At 70.0% G+C, this 14,697-nt stretch carries 12 protein-coding genes; 4 read left to right on the plus strand and 8 right to left on the minus strand.

The features are described from left to right. Positions 1-19: 19 nt before the first annotated feature. Complete coding sequence (locus tag DQ244_RS08055) at positions 20-1,522, minus strand: class I SAM-dependent DNA methyltransferase (RefSeq protein WP_199580284.1); 1,503 nt, start codon at positions 1,520-1,522, stop codon at positions 20-22. Between the two features lie 218 nt (positions 1,523-1,740). On the opposite strand from DQ244_RS08055, the gene DQ244_RS08060 reads away from it, so the two are divergent. Continuing rightward, positions 1,741-2,955, plus strand: a complete 1,215-nt coding sequence (locus tag DQ244_RS08060) for an HNH endonuclease signature motif containing protein (protein WP_113810955.1) — start codon at positions 1,741-1,743, stop codon at positions 2,953-2,955. Positions 2,956-3,180: 225 nt separating this feature from the next. On the opposite strand, the gene DQ244_RS08065 is transcribed toward DQ244_RS08060, so the two are convergent. Both DQ244_RS08065 and DQ244_RS08070 read right to left on the minus strand, forming a co-directional pair. Further along, the gene (locus DQ244_RS08065; RefSeq protein WP_113810956.1) at positions 3,181-4,359 is read right to left on the minus strand and encodes an XRE family transcriptional regulator; all 1,179 of its coding nucleotides are present in this window, start codon (positions 4,357-4,359) and stop codon (positions 3,181-3,183) included. Continuing rightward, positions 4,356-5,063, minus strand: a complete 708-nt coding sequence (locus tag DQ244_RS08070) for a hypothetical protein (RefSeq protein ID WP_113810957.1) — start codon at positions 5,061-5,063, stop codon at positions 4,356-4,358. Before DQ244_RS08070 ends, DQ244_RS08065 begins: the two co-directional genes overlap by 4 nt. 119 nt (positions 5,064-5,182) lie before the next feature. On the opposite strand from DQ244_RS08070, the gene DQ244_RS19605 reads away from it, so the two are divergent. Beyond that, positions 5,183-5,344 (plus strand): hypothetical protein, encoded by a 162-nt coding sequence (locus DQ244_RS19605; protein WP_199580286.1) that lies wholly within the window; start codon positions 5,183-5,185, stop codon positions 5,342-5,344. 160 nt (positions 5,345-5,504) lie between these two features. Here the strand turns inward: DQ244_RS19605 and DQ244_RS08075 are convergent, their stop codons facing one another. From DQ244_RS08075 to DQ244_RS08095, 4 genes are all read right to left on the minus strand, one after another. After that, on the minus strand, positions 5,505-6,758 hold the full coding sequence (locus DQ244_RS08075) for a restriction endonuclease subunit S (protein ID WP_113810958.1): 1,254 nt from the start codon (positions 6,756-6,758) through the stop codon (positions 5,505-5,507). Next, positions 6,755-9,523: a type I restriction-modification enzyme R subunit C-terminal domain-containing protein gene (locus DQ244_RS08085; RefSeq protein WP_199580287.1), complete on the minus strand. Its 2,769-nt coding sequence runs from the start codon at positions 9,521-9,523 to the stop codon at positions 6,755-6,757. The genes DQ244_RS08075 and DQ244_RS08085 overlap by 4 nt, the downstream gene beginning before the upstream one ends. 62 nt (positions 9,524-9,585) lie before the next feature. Continuing rightward, the gene (locus DQ244_RS08090) at positions 9,586-9,921 is read right to left on the minus strand and encodes a YnfA family protein (RefSeq protein WP_113810959.1); all 336 of its coding nucleotides are present in this window, start codon (positions 9,919-9,921) and stop codon (positions 9,586-9,588) included. Beyond that, the gene (locus DQ244_RS08095; RefSeq protein WP_113810960.1) at positions 9,918-10,769 is read right to left on the minus strand and encodes an alpha/beta fold hydrolase; all 852 of its coding nucleotides are present in this window, start codon (positions 10,767-10,769) and stop codon (positions 9,918-9,920) included. The genes DQ244_RS08090 and DQ244_RS08095 overlap by 4 nt, the downstream gene beginning before the upstream one ends. 72 nt (positions 10,770-10,841) lie before the next feature. On the opposite strand from DQ244_RS08095, the gene DQ244_RS08105 reads away from it, so the two are divergent. After that, positions 10,842-12,566 (plus strand): helicase, encoded by a 1,725-nt coding sequence (locus tag DQ244_RS08105; RefSeq protein ID WP_233491255.1) that lies wholly within the window; start codon positions 10,842-10,844, stop codon positions 12,564-12,566. A 71-nt stretch (positions 12,567-12,637) separates the two neighbouring features. Further along, on the plus strand, positions 12,638-14,158 hold the full coding sequence (gene glpK, locus DQ244_RS08110; RefSeq protein ID WP_113810963.1) for a glycerol kinase GlpK: 1,521 nt from the start codon (positions 12,638-12,640) through the stop codon (positions 14,156-14,158). Positions 14,159-14,170: 12 nt separating this feature from the next. On the opposite strand, the gene DQ244_RS08115 is transcribed toward glpK, so the two are convergent. Next, on the minus strand, positions 14,171-14,665 hold the full coding sequence (locus DQ244_RS08115) for a hypothetical protein (RefSeq protein WP_147251489.1): 495 nt from the start codon (positions 14,663-14,665) through the stop codon (positions 14,171-14,173). Between the last annotated feature and the right edge of the window lie 32 nt (positions 14,666-14,697).

The following is a 14,697-nucleotide window of genomic DNA, read 5'->3' on the forward strand; positions in this document are numbered from 1 at the left end:
CAGGATGGCAGCGGCCGGCTCAGACCTCCAGGGGCGCAGCGGCGCCCGAGCCGCCGGCCTCTTCGAGTGCGAGGGCCACCGCCTCGAACTCGGCCAGCGCGGCGGTGAGGTCGTCGACGATCTCGCGCGCGATCACCTCGGGCGCCGGGAGGTCGTCGAGATCCTCGAGCGAGGCGTCCTTGAGCCAGGTGATGTCGAGGTTGGCCTTGTCGCGGGCGACGATCTCGTCGTAGGTGAAGGCACGGAAGCGCTCGCTCTCGACCCGTTCCGTACGCGGACGGCCGGGCTGGAACGACTCGACGAACTCGTCCAGGTGGCTGCGGCGCAGCGGGTTCTGCTTGAGCGTGAAGTGCTGGTTGGTCCGCAGGTCGTAGACCCACAGCTTCTCGGTCCACGCGTGGTCGGCGGCCGGCTTCTTGTCGAAGAACAGCACGTTCGCCTTCACGCCCTGCGCGTAGAAGATTCCGGTCGGCAGCCGGAGCAGCGTGTGCACGTCGTAGTCGCGCAGCAGCTTCTTGCGGATCGTCTCGCCGGCGCCGCCCTCGAAGAGGACGTTGTCGGGCAGGACCACGGCCGCCCGGCCGGACATCTTCAGGATCGTGGCGATGTGCTGCAGGAAGTTGAGCTGCTTGTTCGCGGTGGTGACGACGAAGTCGGCCCGCTCGATCTCGCGGTCCTCCCGCGCCTCGCGGCCGTCGGCGCCGACCATCGTGATCGAGCTCTTCCGCCCGAACGGCGGGTTGGAGAGGACGACGGAGTAGCGCTGCCCGGGATCGGCGAGCAACGCGTCCTTGACCTCGATCAGGCTCTGCCCCGTGGGCTTGCCGATGCCGTGCAGGATCAGGTTCATCGCCGCCAGGCGGGCCGTGCCGTCGACCAGCTCGATGCCGTGGGCGAAGGCGTCGCGCAGGTGGTCGCGCTCCTCCGGCGTCATGTCCTGGGCGTGCTGGGCGGCGTACTCGTGGGCCGCCAGCAGGAAGCCGCCGGTGCCGGCGGCCGGGTCGATGACCGTATCCGTGACCGACGGCTGCAGGCAGTCGACCATCGCCTGGATGAGCGGCCTCGGGGTGAAGTACTGGCCGGCGCCGGACTTGATGTCCTCGGCGCCCTTGGCCAGCAGCGACTCGTAGGCGTCGCCCTTGATGTCGGTGCCGGAGGCGGACCAGTTCTCCTTGTCGATCAGGTCGACGACGAGCCGCTTGAGCTTGGCCGGGTCCTGGATCCGGTTCTGCGCCTTGCGGAAGACGACGCCGAGGACGCCGGGCTGACGGGCGAGGTCTTCGAGCATGTGCCGGTAGGTCAGCTCGAGCTCGTCGCCGTCGGCATCGAGGAGCCGCTGCCAGGAGCAGTGGGCCGGGACGATGCGCTCGGGCTTGAGCGGCCGCGTCTCGCGTTCGTGCGCCATCTTGAGGAAGAGCAGGTAGGTCAGCTGCTCGGTGTACTCGATCGTCGAGACGCCGTCGTCGCGCAGGACGTTGCAGTAGCTCCACAGCTTGTCGACCAGCCGCCGTGCCTCGGTCACCGCACTCCTCGTGTTCGCGGGCGCACTCCCTGCCGCCCTCATCGATGCTCGCACGCTCGACCCGGGGTGCCGTCAGAGCCCGCGCCCGGGCGGGTCGGTTCCCACTGCGCCCCGACCTGCACTTTACAGGTCTTTTCCAGCGCTGACCTGCGGTTTTGTCGTACCCCAGCCCTAGTCTCGGGGTGTCGATCGAGGTCTTTCCGGAAGGGGTGTGGCCCATGTCAGAGCTGCGCTCCGCCCTCGACGACCTAGCGGCGATCGACCTCGAGGAGCTGTCCAGCGACGCCGTTCTCGACCTCGTTGGCGAGCTGACGGTGACGGCGAACCGGGTGGCTGCCGCGCTCACGTCCGCCGTCCGCGCCGCCGATCGTCGCGAGGCCTATCGGCACGACGGCGCCCTCTCCATGAAGGCCTGGCTGCGCGGCAGCTGCCGGATGGCGCCCGAGGAGGCGACGGCCACGGTGTCCACCGGGCGCCGGCTCGAGCAGCTGCCGGAGACCGCGGCGGCCTTCGCCGACGGAGCGATCAGCGTCGCGCACGCCCGGATCATCACCAAGGCGATGACGCCGAAGCGGCTGGCCAAGGCGGCGGAGGCGGGCATCGACCTCGGGGAAACGGACGGCATCCTCGCTGCTCTAGCGCGGGCGACGGCTCCGAAGGAGACCGCACGCGGCGTGAAGGCGTGGGTCGCCGGCGTCGACCCGGACGGCACGCTGGACGACGCCGCCGACGTCCGCCGGTCGTTAACCCTGGCCACCGGCTTGGACGGGCGCGTGTTCGTGCGGGGCGAGCTCGACCCTGCCGGCGGCGAGTACGTGCACGCGGCTCTCGGCGCCCTGATGAACGGCGACCGCCCCGCCGGCGACGTCCGCTCCCACGCCGAGCGGCAGGGTGACGCGCTCGTCGCGCTGGCTCGCGGGGCTCTTGACGGCGGCTCGCTTCCCGACGTGCGCGGCGAGCGCCCGCACGTGCGCGTGACCATCGACTGGTTCGCGCTCTGCGCCGAGCGTGCCGCCCTCGGCGTCTCGGGTGGCTCCCTCGGCTGGGCCGGTCCGATCAACCCGGAGACGGCGCGGCGGCTGGCCTGCGATGCCAGCGTCGTCCGCATCATCACCGGGCCCGACGGCCTGCCGTTGGACGTCGGTCGTGCGCAGCGGACGTCGAGCGCGGCGATCCGCCGGGCCATCGAGATCCGCGACGAGCACTGCGTCTTCGCCGGGTGTGATGCTCCACCGGAGTGGTGCGACGTCCACCACGTCATCCACTGGGCGCACGGCGGGCCGACCAGCTGCGGCAACGGAGCGCTCCTCTGCGAGCGCCACCACACGAGCTGTCACGAAGGCGGATTCACCATCCGCCGAGATTCCGGCACCGGCCGCTGGCACACCTACCGGCCGGGCGGAACCGAAGTCCTCAGCCGCGCCGGACCCTGACCAGACCGCAGCTTCGCCACCCGTGGTCACGGCACAGGGGCTCGAAGAAGTCCTTGTCTCACTGATGCATCACGCGACCTGTCCTACTCGCCTGCGCCTGGATCACTAATGGGCGGGCTCCGCCCGTTCTCCGAGACAGATTCGCAGTCGGCCTTCCGCGCGGCTCTGAAATGACTGCGGGCACGCGACGGCTGCCGACCCCCACAACGAACCGGCTGGTTTCCCCTAATTCAGGAGGTCGACCCGTGGACGAACGTCTGCACCGCCCGCAGCCACCCAGACCCTGCGGACTTCCGAAAGCGGTAATCCTGCATCCTTGGCGAGCCGCTGCAGGGCGGACTCTCCGCCTAGCAACTCCACGGCTCGAGACATTAGAACGGGCCGTTCCAACTCTCCAAGCGCTCCCGGTTCAGGCAATCCCCAGGCAGTGAGTTGCTGCATGCCGCGGCGGTAGCTGTGGTCAGTCAGCTTGCCGAGTTTATGGGCACGCATAACCAGCGCCTTCAAACTCAGCCCCCAGCGCTGCTTCAACTCGTGGAATCGAACCCAGTCAAGACGGGTCGGCAGCTGCGGGGCAATCTCTTCCGCAGGCGCAAGGAATTCTGCTGCGAAAGCGTGCGCTTGAGCTTCATTGAGCCGCGATCCTGGCTCCGTGTCGTGATGCAGCACGAGATGCCCCAGTTCGTGAGCTGCGTTGAAGCGACCACGCGCCTTGTCTTCCTTCGCTGGATTAAGCAGCACAAGCGGGCGCGGGCTATGCGCCTGATGAGGGTGCGGGTGGAGTGCCTGCTGGTGGGAAAAGGCGTCTACCCGAGGGCTTACGTGATCGTCGAGCCCGGCGACAGCAACGCCATGCGACTCCAGCAACCTGACTACGTGAGGGACCGGTCCCCGGGACACTCCCATTGCCTGCCTCGTTCGACGAGCCGCGTCTACGACGCCGTTCTCGTCAAGCTCGTCATCAACCTGTAGCCCTGGCAGGTTCACAGCTGGTAGGTCCACCGATAGTTCAAGGGCGCTGAATACGCTGAGTACCAGTTCACCAAAAGCCAGAGCCTGCTCTCTTTCGGTAACAGTGGTGGCACGCAAGCTGCGAAAATGCGCCGCGCTAGCTGGCAGGACGGCCATGGGGTGACCGGCACGGAAGAAGTCAACGGGCACGTCAAGCGCGTCGGCAAGACCAGTCAGGACTGGCAGAGTCGGCCGGGCTTGCCCCTTCTCAAACTGCCCGACCGCCGCCGGGCTGATCTTTAAGGCCCGCGCGAGCTTGGTTCGAGGCATGGCCGCCAGCCGACGCGCAAGAGCGAGGCGAGCCGGATCGAAGTCGACTGCTACCCCCGCAGCACGCCGCTCGGTTGCACGTTTACGGGCGGCATCGAAGTCGAGGGGGAGGTCTTGAGTCACGACTGGTCAGGGCCGGCCGGGCGTACGCCTTCCTGAGACCCGTTGCCCTGGGGCTTGAGCTTGACTTCGGGCTCGCGCGTCTGCATTGCGTCAAAGTTAGGCGAGGGCTGGAGCGGCCCCACCGGCGGTCGGTGTTCACGCTGCACCGGGTCGGCTTCGGCCAGGGGCGCCACCGCGAACCAGGGAACATCGCCGATCCGCGGGAAACCAACCCACGCTCGCGTGGGTCCGTGCTCAAGGCCCTGCCACGTCAAGTGGAGGTGCTTGAGTGCCTGAGGATCCCCGGCGCGGACCGCGAAGAGGGCGCCGTCAGACGGAAAGTACGCCTGCGAGTTTGCCCGAGCTCCGAGGAGGCGCACTTCGCTGTCATCCCACCGCTGCGTGTCGATATCCCACGCCGAGGAGACGGCCCGCGCCTTGTTGATGTGTAGCACTCGCCCTGAGCGTTTTACCACAAGGGTGTGGTCCGCAACCCTAGCGTCATGGCCATCCTCTTGAAGGCGACGCACGGCGAGGTTGCGGACGTTCCGGCTGCTCTGGACTCCGAGAGACATGGCGTCATCACCGAGATCCGGTTCATGCCGATCCAGGTTGCGGGGCCAGACCTCGCTGGTGACCTCACGGATCGTCGGGAAGATCCCGCACGCGGTCCAGTCCTCGATCACCTCGAGGAGGAGGGCCTGGGCCGCCTCGTCATACGCCATGGGATGTTTGTAGCAGCAAGTGCAAAGTCTTGTCCAGAAATGAAGTGGATCCGCGGTCTATCCGCTAGAGTCAGCCCGCGTGGCCGAGGTCACGCGATCAACGAGAGGAGGTGATGAGCATGGCCAAGAACACCGGGAAGGGGTCGCGCGTCGGCGCCGTCAAGCAGCGCAGCGAGTTCCAGCACAACGGACAGTGGTTCAAGAGGGACACCGCTACCGGACGAATCCTCAACGGCAGCCCGAACCAGCACAAGGGCGTAACGAACGAGAAGAAGAGCTGAGGTTGCGGCCTCAGTGAGGGCTGGGGCTCGGGGGCGATGAAGGCGCCCCCGAGCCCCAGTTCATCAAGAGCCGGCCCTGAGGGCGACTCAAGCTATGGGGATCGGCATGAGGTTCGACAATGGCGGCTGCCTGCCCGCAGGCCCGTTCGGGCTCAAGAGGTTACCCGGCTAGCTCCTCGACCACCGCGGCATCGGAACCGTCCCCGGTCAACCGCCCGGTGAAGGCAGCTTCCAGGAGTGCCCGGCGTAAGGCAGCCGACCGGCGGGCCGCGGAAAGCGCGGTGATCGAAAGACGATCAGTGTGTTCATCGACGGCCTGTGCGCTGGCCACGGCTAGCTGCTGCGTCGCGAGGTCAGGGATGCGGACCTCGACCCGCTTGAGATCCCGACCGGATATGCCCGCCTGGCCGGCCGTCGTCTTCACTGAGCGACGAATCTGCTCCCGGCCGCGCCCGACTGTGCAAGCGATGGCTAGAAATCCCGGCAACACCCGCCCGGGATCAACTCGTGCGCGGATCAACTTGTCCGGAAAAGTGAGCGGCTCCACGCCGGCTGGAACGGCCGCGCAGGCGCCAACGAACTCGGGGTTGCCGTTGTACCGAGTGAAGACCACATCGCCGTGCGCCAAGAGCATGTTCTCGGCCGAGAGGTCGGGCGCGCTCCGCCGTGAATAGCGAAGGTCACTCAAGTCCAGCTTGAGAGCCCGCACAGCCCCGATTCTGAGAATCGGAACCCCGTCGGGCTGACTTGACGCTCGCGATACGAAGATTCCGTTCTTGATCGCCGCTAACTCGCCGAGCGGAACGTCGGGGCCGTCGGCTTCGCGAACAACACGCTCTAGCGAGACGCGCCTCAGCGCCGCGGAACGCTTAAGCGCCTGCCTCACAGACGTCTCCGCGGCGTCGAGGCGCGAGAGGTGGTCCTCTAGCAGATCGACGATGCGCCGCTGTTCGCCGAGCGGAGAGATCGGCACAGGCAGTTCGTAGAGGGATCGCTTGTTGATCTTTGGCAGCACCGTCCGCGCCTGTTCACCCGCCGCACGCCGCGTGAACTCGCGAGAAAGCATCCACCAGCGCAGGTATGCGGGGCTCAGCTCTGGATGCGTGCGGATCGGATACATGTCCGCGCTGCACAGCCCAACGGAGGGCGCCAAGGCCACCTTTGCCAGATACGGGCGGATCTTCGAGTAGAGGATGTCGCCCGACTGGAAGAGGTGCTTGGCGCTCGTGACCCCGTCTTCTGCCACGGTGGCGTAAGGAAGTAGCCGTCCGGTTTCCGCTTCGATGTGATTCGGCGCGATGTGGGGGAGATCGGGGAACCCGGCTGGATCCGTAAGAGCCGCCGCGACGTAGGCCACCTCCTCGAAACGAGCCCAGCGCCAATCACGCGGGAGGGACCACGGCTCTGGCGTCACGCCGTCAGCTCGCGGTTGAGGTCGGCCAGGTAGACGGCCGCGTTGTCGCCGAGGTCGCGGATCAGGCCGTCCACGCCGCCGTGCTCGGTGAAGGGCACGTTGTCCAGGTCATCCTCCGTGATGCCGGCCGACGCGGCGATCACGTCGGCCATCCGGTCCAGCCACCAGCGCTGGCGCTCGGTGAAGGCGGCTCCGGCCTGCTCCTGCTGCGCCAGCCACGCCTGGTACCGCTCGCTCACCTTCGCGGCGAAGGGCTCGAGGCGGTCGTCAGCCCCCAGAGTGAACCTCACGAGCGACACCAGATCCGTCACCGTGTGCCGGTCGGCGTGCGTGACCTTGCCGACCTCGATCGCCTCGTACGCGGCCCAGATCAGGTCCGGCGTCCAGTTGTGCGGCGGCCGCTTGATCCGCTCCGCCAGCTCCCGCAGCTCCGCGAACGTGACGCTCTTGTCGCCGGGCTGCGAGTACAGCAGCTCCAGCGCCGTGATCTCGCTGCGGTGCTCCTCCAGGTACGCCTTCCACGACGTCACGACGGAACGCGCCTTCGCCGTGTCCACGACGCCACCGGCGTCGAGCAGCACGTCCGGCGTGACGTCGTCGATCAGCTGGTCGTGCTGGCGGCGCAGCTCCTTGATCCGCTCCCGCAGCTCGGGACGTGACGCCAGCGGCTCCAGCGCCGCATCCAGCAAGTCCTGCACCGCCCCCGCCGGGTCGTCCGGGCGGGCAGCGACCGCCGTGGCCTGCTCGTCGGGGTCCACGGCGTGCACGAGCCCTTGCACGATCGACCGCATCGACCCACCGGCCACCTCGTCGAGCTCCGTGCGCTCAGCCGGCGTGAGGTCCAGCTCCAGCTTGGCGAGCCGCGACGCCAGCGACGCCGTCTCGTCCTCGTCCAGCTCGTACATCCCCGCCTTGTCGAGCAGCCGGCCGAGGGACACCGACTTCTTCCGCTCAAGGGGCGTCGCGTCTACGTGCGGGTGCTCGGTGACCCCCACGGCGTCCACCAGCACGAACCGGTCCTTCGTGGTCGCGTCCGGCGTCACCAGCTGGAAGTCGGTGGAGGAGATGGTCCGCGACCCACGGCCCTTCATCTGCTCGAAGTAGGAGGCCGACCGCACGTCCCGCATGAAGAAGACGCACTCCAGCGGTCGGACGTCGGTCCCCGTCGCAATCATGTCGACGGTCACCGCCACCCGGAGGGTGGGCGAGGTCCGGAACGCCTTGAGCGCACCCTTCGGGTCCTTGGCGTTGTAGGTGATCTTCGCGGCGAAGTCGTTGCCCTGGCCGAACACCTCGCGGACCGTCGTCACGACCTCTTCGGCGTGGTTGTCGTCCTTGCAGAAGATCAGCGTCTTCGGCACCGTCGACCGGCCTGGGAAGATCTCGGTGAACAGCCGGTCCCGGAAGGTCTCCAGCACCAGCCGGATCTGGTTCTTCGCCGTCACCGCCCGGTCCAGCTGGGTCGCGGTGTAGGTGACGTCGTCGTCGAGGGACTCGTACCGCTGCACCCGCGTCCGGCGGTCGACCTTCGGGACCACCGTGCCGGCCTCGATCGTCGCCCCGGCGTCGGAGATCTGCGTCCTGATCCGGTAGACGTCGAAGTCGACGTTCACGTTGTCCGCGACGGACTCGGCGTAGGTGTACTCCGAGACCAGGTTCTGCTGGAAGAAACCGAACGTCTGCTTCACCGGCGTCGCGGTGAGACCCACGATGTGCGCGTCGAAGTATTCGAGAACCCCGCGCCAGACGCCGTAGATCGAGCGGTGCGCCTCGTCGACGATCACCAGGTCGAAGGCCTCCGGCGGCATCTGCGGGTTGTAGGAGACGTCGACCGGCGCGTCGGGGACGAAGTTGTCCATTCCCGGGTCGTCGACGTCCTCGACCGTGCGGCCCTGCAGCGCGGCGTAGACCCGCTGGATGGTCGAGACGACGATCGACGAGGAGTCCAGCATCCCGGCGCCCGTGAGGGCGTTGACGTTGTAGATCTCCGTGAGCCGCCGCCCGTCGTCCGGCGTGGCGTAGTTCTGGAACTCGGCGAGGGTCTGGCTGCCCAGGTTGTTCCGGTCGACCAAGAAGAGGATCCGCCGGAAGCCGCCGTGCTTGAGCAGCCGGTAGCAGGTCGTCACGGCGGTGTAGGTCTTCCCGGCACCGGTGGCCATCTGCACGAGCGACCGGCTGTACCGCTGCTCGGCCAGCGACCGCTCGATCCCCTGGATGGCCGTGATCTGCGCCGGGCGCAGGCCCTCGGTGACCAGCGGCGGCATCGACCGCACTCGGGCGCGCCAGGTAGCCGCCGCCGCGTCCGCGTCGGCCTCCCGGATCGTGCGGGCCAGCGTCTCCGGCCGCGGGAAGGAGAACACCCGCCGAGCACGCGGGACCGGGTCGTAGCCGTTGGTGACGTGGACCTCGGACCCGGACGCCTCGAAGACGAAGGGCAACCGGTCATCGAGCGTGACCGCCCGGATCTTCACTGCGGCCGGGAGACCGTTCGCGTACTTCGCCGACTGCCACTCGACACCCGAGAGCGTGGTGCCTTCCGGCTTCGCCTCGATGACGCCGACCGCGCGCTTGTCCACGTAGAGCAGGTAGTCCGCCCGACCGTGTCCGGGGGCCATGACCGCCTCGCGGACCGCCACCCCGGGGAACGACAGGTTGGCCTTGTTCCGGTCCTGGACCTCCCAGCCGGCGGCGCGCAGCTGACGGTCGATCAGCACGCGCGCCCGCTGCTCAGCGGCGAGCTGGGTGATGTCCCCCGTGTCGGTCATGGTCCTGGGAACGATAGGAGTTGATGCGTCTCGCAACCAGCCCGCCACCCCGACGGGCGGCGTCAGGCGCCCCGTGGGGCGTACATGATCACCGCGACGCCGACCAGGCAGATCAGCGCGCCGGCGACGTCGTACCGGTCGGGGCGAAACCCGTCGACGACCATGCCCCAGGCGAGCGACCCGGCGACGAAGACACCGCCGTAGGCGGCCAGGATCCGGCCGAAGTTCGCGTCCGGCTGCAGCGTGGCGACGAACCCGTACAGGCCCAGGGCGATCACCCCCGCGCCGATCCAGGCCCAGCCGCGGTGCTCCCGCACGCCCTGCCAGACCAGCCAGGCGCCGCCGATCTCGGCCAGCGCCGCCAGCGCGAACAGCACCAGCGACCGGGCGATGGTCACTCCTCGACCTGCACCAGGAAGCGGCGCAGCGTCTCCAGGAAGATCTCCGGCTGCTCCGAGTGCACCCAGTGCCCGGCGTTCTTCACCCGCACCAGCCGGGTCATCGGGAAGAGCTCGTCCATCCGCTCGCGGTCCCCCGGCAGCACGTAGTGGCTGTTCGCGCCGGCGATCCAGAGCACCGGACCGTCGTAGGTGGCCCCGGGCGGCGGATCGGGGAAGCCGCGCAGCTCCCCGAGGTCGCGGGCGAGCAGGTCGAGGTTCAGCCGCCAGCCCCAGGTCTCGTCCCCGCCGACGTCCTCCCGGACCAGGCTCTGCAGCAGGAAGCTGCGCACCATCCGGCTCGGGACGGCGGCCTTCAGCTCGGCGTCGGCCTCGCTGCGGGTCTTCAGCGACTCCAGGTCCACCGCCCGCATCGCGGCGATGAACTCCTCGAACGGCGAGGCTTCCTCGTCGGCGTCGTCGGTCCGCCCGCCCTGCAGCGGGTACTCGACCGGGGCGATGTCGACGACGACCAGCGCCCGCAGCAGCTCGGGGCGGCGCAGCGCCAGCTGCATCGCGACCTTGCCGCCCATCGAGTGCCCGACCAGGGTGACCGGCTCCCCGAAGGACGCGAGCTCCTCGGCCACCAGCTCGGCCATGTCGAGGTAGTCGACCCGATCGGTCCAGGGGGAGTGGCCGTGGTTGGGCAGGTCGAGCAGCGTCACCCGGTGGTTGTCCGCCAGCCCCTTGGCGATCGTCGTCCAGTTCTTGCCCTGGCCGAACAGGCCGTGCACGAAGACGACGCGGGGGCCGGCCTCACCCAGGGTGCGCGCGGCCAGGCGCTCGTCGGCGTCGATCTCCTCGGTCACCCGGCGATTCCACCAGACGCCCCGTCGGTACCGCGGCTTACCGTGCCCGGGAACGAGGGGGAGCACCGGAGCATGCCTGGACGACGGCGCAGCACGAGCAGCCGCAGCACGAAGACCACCGCCACCCGCACCCGGAAGGCCGCGCCCCACAGGGCACCGGCGCGGAAGCCCGCGCCCGAGCTGCCCACGGCCGGCCCGGGGGAGCGGGTGTGGGTCCTCGCGGTGCCCTTCCGCGCACCGGCGCCGGGCGCGGTCTGGCACCCGGGCCTGCAGGCCACCGTCTGGGTCGGCCGCTCCCTCCCGCCCGAGCTGGCGCCCTACGACCCGCCGGCGTACAGCCTGGAGCGCTTCCTGGAGGACGAGCTCAACGAGGAGCCGCGCCCGCTCCCGGTCACGCCTGCCCTCGTGCCGCGCGAGCCGCAGGAGACCGGCGCCGCCGTGGTGGCCGCGCACGCCGCCGCCGGGGGCCGGGTGTTCCTGCTCGGCGACGACCCGGGCGTGGGCAAGACCGGCACCGCGATCCTGGCGGTGCACGAGATCGCCGCCCAGCGGCCGGTGCGCACGGTGCTGGTCATTGCCGACCGGCCGGCGGCGATCACCATCCCGCACTGGTCCCGCTCGATCGCCGGCTTCGGCGACGGCGGGCTGCGCTGGTGCGTCACCACCTGGGACCGGCTCGGCAAGGTCGCGAAGCTGGCGTTCGACGTCGTCGTCGCCGACGAGGCGCACATGGTGCGGCACACGACGACGCAGCGGTGGAAGCACTGGAAGGCCGTCTCGGGCGCCGCCCGGGTGAAGGACACCCCGTACGTCCTGGCCGCGACCGCAACCCCGGCGCACACCCCGTTGGAGCTCCCCTACCTGGCACCGGAGTTCGCCGCGCGGCACGGCGAGTCGATCAAGGAGTGGGCCGACCTGCCCAAGGCGCTGGAGCGGCACCGGTTCCACGTGGAACGTGGTCGCTACGGCTGGCAGTGGACCGAGGACGCCGACGCGCGCCGCACCGACCTCGCGCGGCTGCAGTCCTGGCTGGCCGACGCCGACCCGCCGGCGACCCTGCACCGCCCGGCGCCGTGGGGCCCGGTGTCGGTGACCGGCACGCCGGTCCTGCTCACCCCGGCCGAGCGCGCCGCCTACGAGGCCGAGTGGTCGGAGTTCCGCGCGGAGATGCAGCTGGCGCGCCGGGCCCGGCAGAGCGCCAAGGGCCGGGCCGCGCTGCTCCGGTTCCGGCAGAAGGCCGGGCTGATCCGCGTGCAGGCCACCGTCGACTGGGTCAAGGCGCAGGTGGAGGCCGAGCGGCAGGTCGCCGTCTCGGTCGAGTTCGTGGAGACGGCGGCCGACCCGATCCGCGAGGCGCTGCTCGACGCCGGGATCCCCGTCGCCGGCATCTACGGCCGCGACCGGTTCGACGTCGAGGGCGAGCGGCTGCGCTTCCAGCGGGGCGAGGCGATGGTCTGCGTGTTCACCGTGACGGCGTCGATCAGCCTGCACGCCGGCGAACTGCTGCCCGACGGGTCGCACGCCTCGGACCTGCCCCGGGTCGGGCTGTTCCACCAGCCACGGTTCTCCGGGATCCAGGCGCGCCAGGTCACCGGCCGGACGCACCGTGACGGGAAGACCTCGCCGTGGCGGGTCGCCTTCGCCGCGGACACCGTGGAGGAGCAGGTGGCCCGGGTGATGGTGGAGCGCCTGGCGGTCAGCGGCTCGACCGCCGGCGCCGACACCGCCTCGCTCCAGGAGATCGCCGAGCTCCTCGACGCCGACTGGCTGCCCGCGGCGGCGCTCACCGACGCCTGACGCGGCCGGCCGTGCTACCCATCGGGGGACAGGGCAGCAGCGCCCGCCCCGGCCGACTCGAGGAGATCCGCATGGCAGACCAGTACGTCGCGGCCATCGACCAGGGCACGACCAGCACCCGCTGCATGCTCTTCGACCACGACGGCAACGTCGTCTCCGTGGGCCAGAAGGAGCACGAGCAGATCTTCCCGCGGGCCGGCTGGGTCGAGCACGACGCGATGGAGATCTGGCGCAACACCCGCGAGGTCGTCGGCCAGGCCATCGCCCGCAGCGACGCCGGCGCCTCCGACATCGTCGCCGTCGGCATCACCAACCAGCGCGAGACCACCGTCGTCTGGGACCGGAGGACCGGGGAACCGGTCTGCAACGCGATCGTCTGGCAGGACACCCGCACCGGGAAGATCATCGACGAGCTCGGCGCCCTCGGCGGCGGCGCCGACCGCTACAAGGACACCGTCGGCCTGCCCCTGGCCACCTACTTCGCCGGCCCCAAGGTCCGCTGGATCCTCGACAACGTCGAGGGCGCCCGGCAGCGGGCCGAGCGCGGCGAGCTGCTCATGGGGACCATCGACTCCTGGCTCATGTGGAACATGACCGGTGGTCCCGACGGGGGCCGGCACCTCACCGACGTCTCCAACGCCTCCCGCACGATGCTCATGGACTACCGGACGCTGGCCTGGGACGAGTCCATCGCCGAGGAGATGGGCATCCCGCTCGCGATGCTGCCGGAGATCCGGTCGAACTCCGAGGAGTACGGAACGGGACGCCGGTCCGGCTTCCTGGCCGGCGTGCCGATCTCCGGATCCCTCGGCGACCAGCAGGCGGCCACCTTCGGCCAGGTCTGCTTCGAGCGCGGCATGGCCAAGAACACCTACGGCACCGGCAACTTCATGCTGCTCAACACCGGTACCGACGCCGTCCCGTCGCAGAACGGCCTGCTCACCACGCTCTGCTACCAGCTGGGCGACGCGAAGCCGGTCTACGCGCTGGAGGGCTCGATCGCGGTCACCGGCTCCCTGGTCCAGTGGGTCCGCGACAACCTCGGGATGATCTCCAGCGCCCCCGAGATCGAGCAGCTCGCCCGCGAGGTCGACGACAACGGCGGGGCGTACTTCGTCCCCGCGTTCTCCGGCCTGTTCGCCCCGCACTGGCGCTCCGACGCCCGCGGCGCCGTCGTCGGGCTCACCCGCTTCGTCAACCGCGGCCACCTGGCCCGCGCCGTGCTCGAGGCGACCGCGTTCCAGACCCGCGAGGTCCTCGACGCCATGAACGCCGACTCGGGCGTCGACCTCACCGAGCTGCGGGTCGACGGCGGCATGGTGGGCAACGAGCTGCTCATGCAGTTCCAGGCCGACCTCCTCGACGTCCCGGTCATCCGGCCGAAGATCGCCGAGACCACCGCACTGGGCGCCGCCTACGCCGCCGGCCTGGCGGTCGGGTTCTGGAGCGACCTGGACGAGCTCACCGCCAAGTGGGCGGAGGACAAGCGCTGGGAGCCCGCGATGGCCGACGACGAGCGCGAGCGGACCTACCGGAACTGGCAGAAGGCCGTCACCAAGAGCCTGGACTGGGTGGACGACGACGTGAGCTGAGCGGCGGCGGGGTCAGCGGCGGCGGCCCAGGGCCCGGTCGAGCACGCCCACGAGCTCGTCGGCGTCCGAGCGGAACCCCCGCCGCAGCCGCTGCAGTCCCCAGGTCAGGGCGGCGCCCAGCGCGAGGAAGACGGCACCGACCACCACAGCGCTCGGCTCGCCGTCCGACGTCCCTCCGACGATCAGGACCAGCCCGACCAACCCGACGAGGACCTGACCGCCGAGCACCAGGAGCCCGGCCCCGGCCTCCCGCACGGTCCCCGTCAGCTGCGTCCCGCCCTTCGGTGCCGGCTCCAGGCGGCCGCGCAGCGTCGGGTAGGACGTGGAGGTGCCCGACAGCCGGCCGACCCGCACCCGGCCGTCGGCGCGCACCCGGATGCGGAGGTCGCCGGGCCGGCGCGGGCGCTGCGACCGCACCCGGTCCGCCACCGCGGTCAGGCGCGCCACCGCCTCGTCCACGTCGCGGCCCGGGACGCGCACGGTGACCGGTCGGCGCTGACGTCGCACGGGACCTCCGTCGGGATGCGGACAATGGGGGA

It is taken from the genome of Blastococcus sp. TBT05-19 (assembly GCF_003319095.1).
Taxonomy (GTDB): domain Bacteria; phylum Actinomycetota; class Actinomycetes; order Mycobacteriales; family Geodermatophilaceae; genus Blastococcus.

Bases quoted from the DNA above. Each gene is read 5' to 3' on its own strand.
- DQ244_RS08060 (WP_113810955.1), top strand. From the start codon at position 1,741: ATGTCAGAGCTGCGCTCCGCCCTCGACGACCTAGCGGCGATCGACCTC.
- DQ244_RS08070 (WP_113810957.1), bottom strand. From the start codon at position 5,063: ATGGCGTATGACGAGGCGGCCCAGGCCCTCCTCCTCGAGGTGATCGAG.
- DQ244_RS19605 (WP_199580286.1), top strand. From the start codon at position 5,183: ATGGCCAAGAACACCGGGAAGGGGTCGCGCGTCGGCGCCGTCAAGCAG.
- DQ244_RS08085 (WP_199580287.1), bottom strand. From the start codon at position 9,523: ATGACCGACACGGGGGACATCACCCAGCTCGCCGCTGAGCAGCGGGCG.
- DQ244_RS08105 (WP_233491255.1), top strand. From the start codon at position 10,842: ATGCCTGGACGACGGCGCAGCACGAGCAGCCGCAGCACGAAGACCACC.
- glpK (WP_113810963.1), top strand. From the start codon at position 12,638: ATGGCAGACCAGTACGTCGCGGCCATCGACCAGGGCACGACCAGCACC.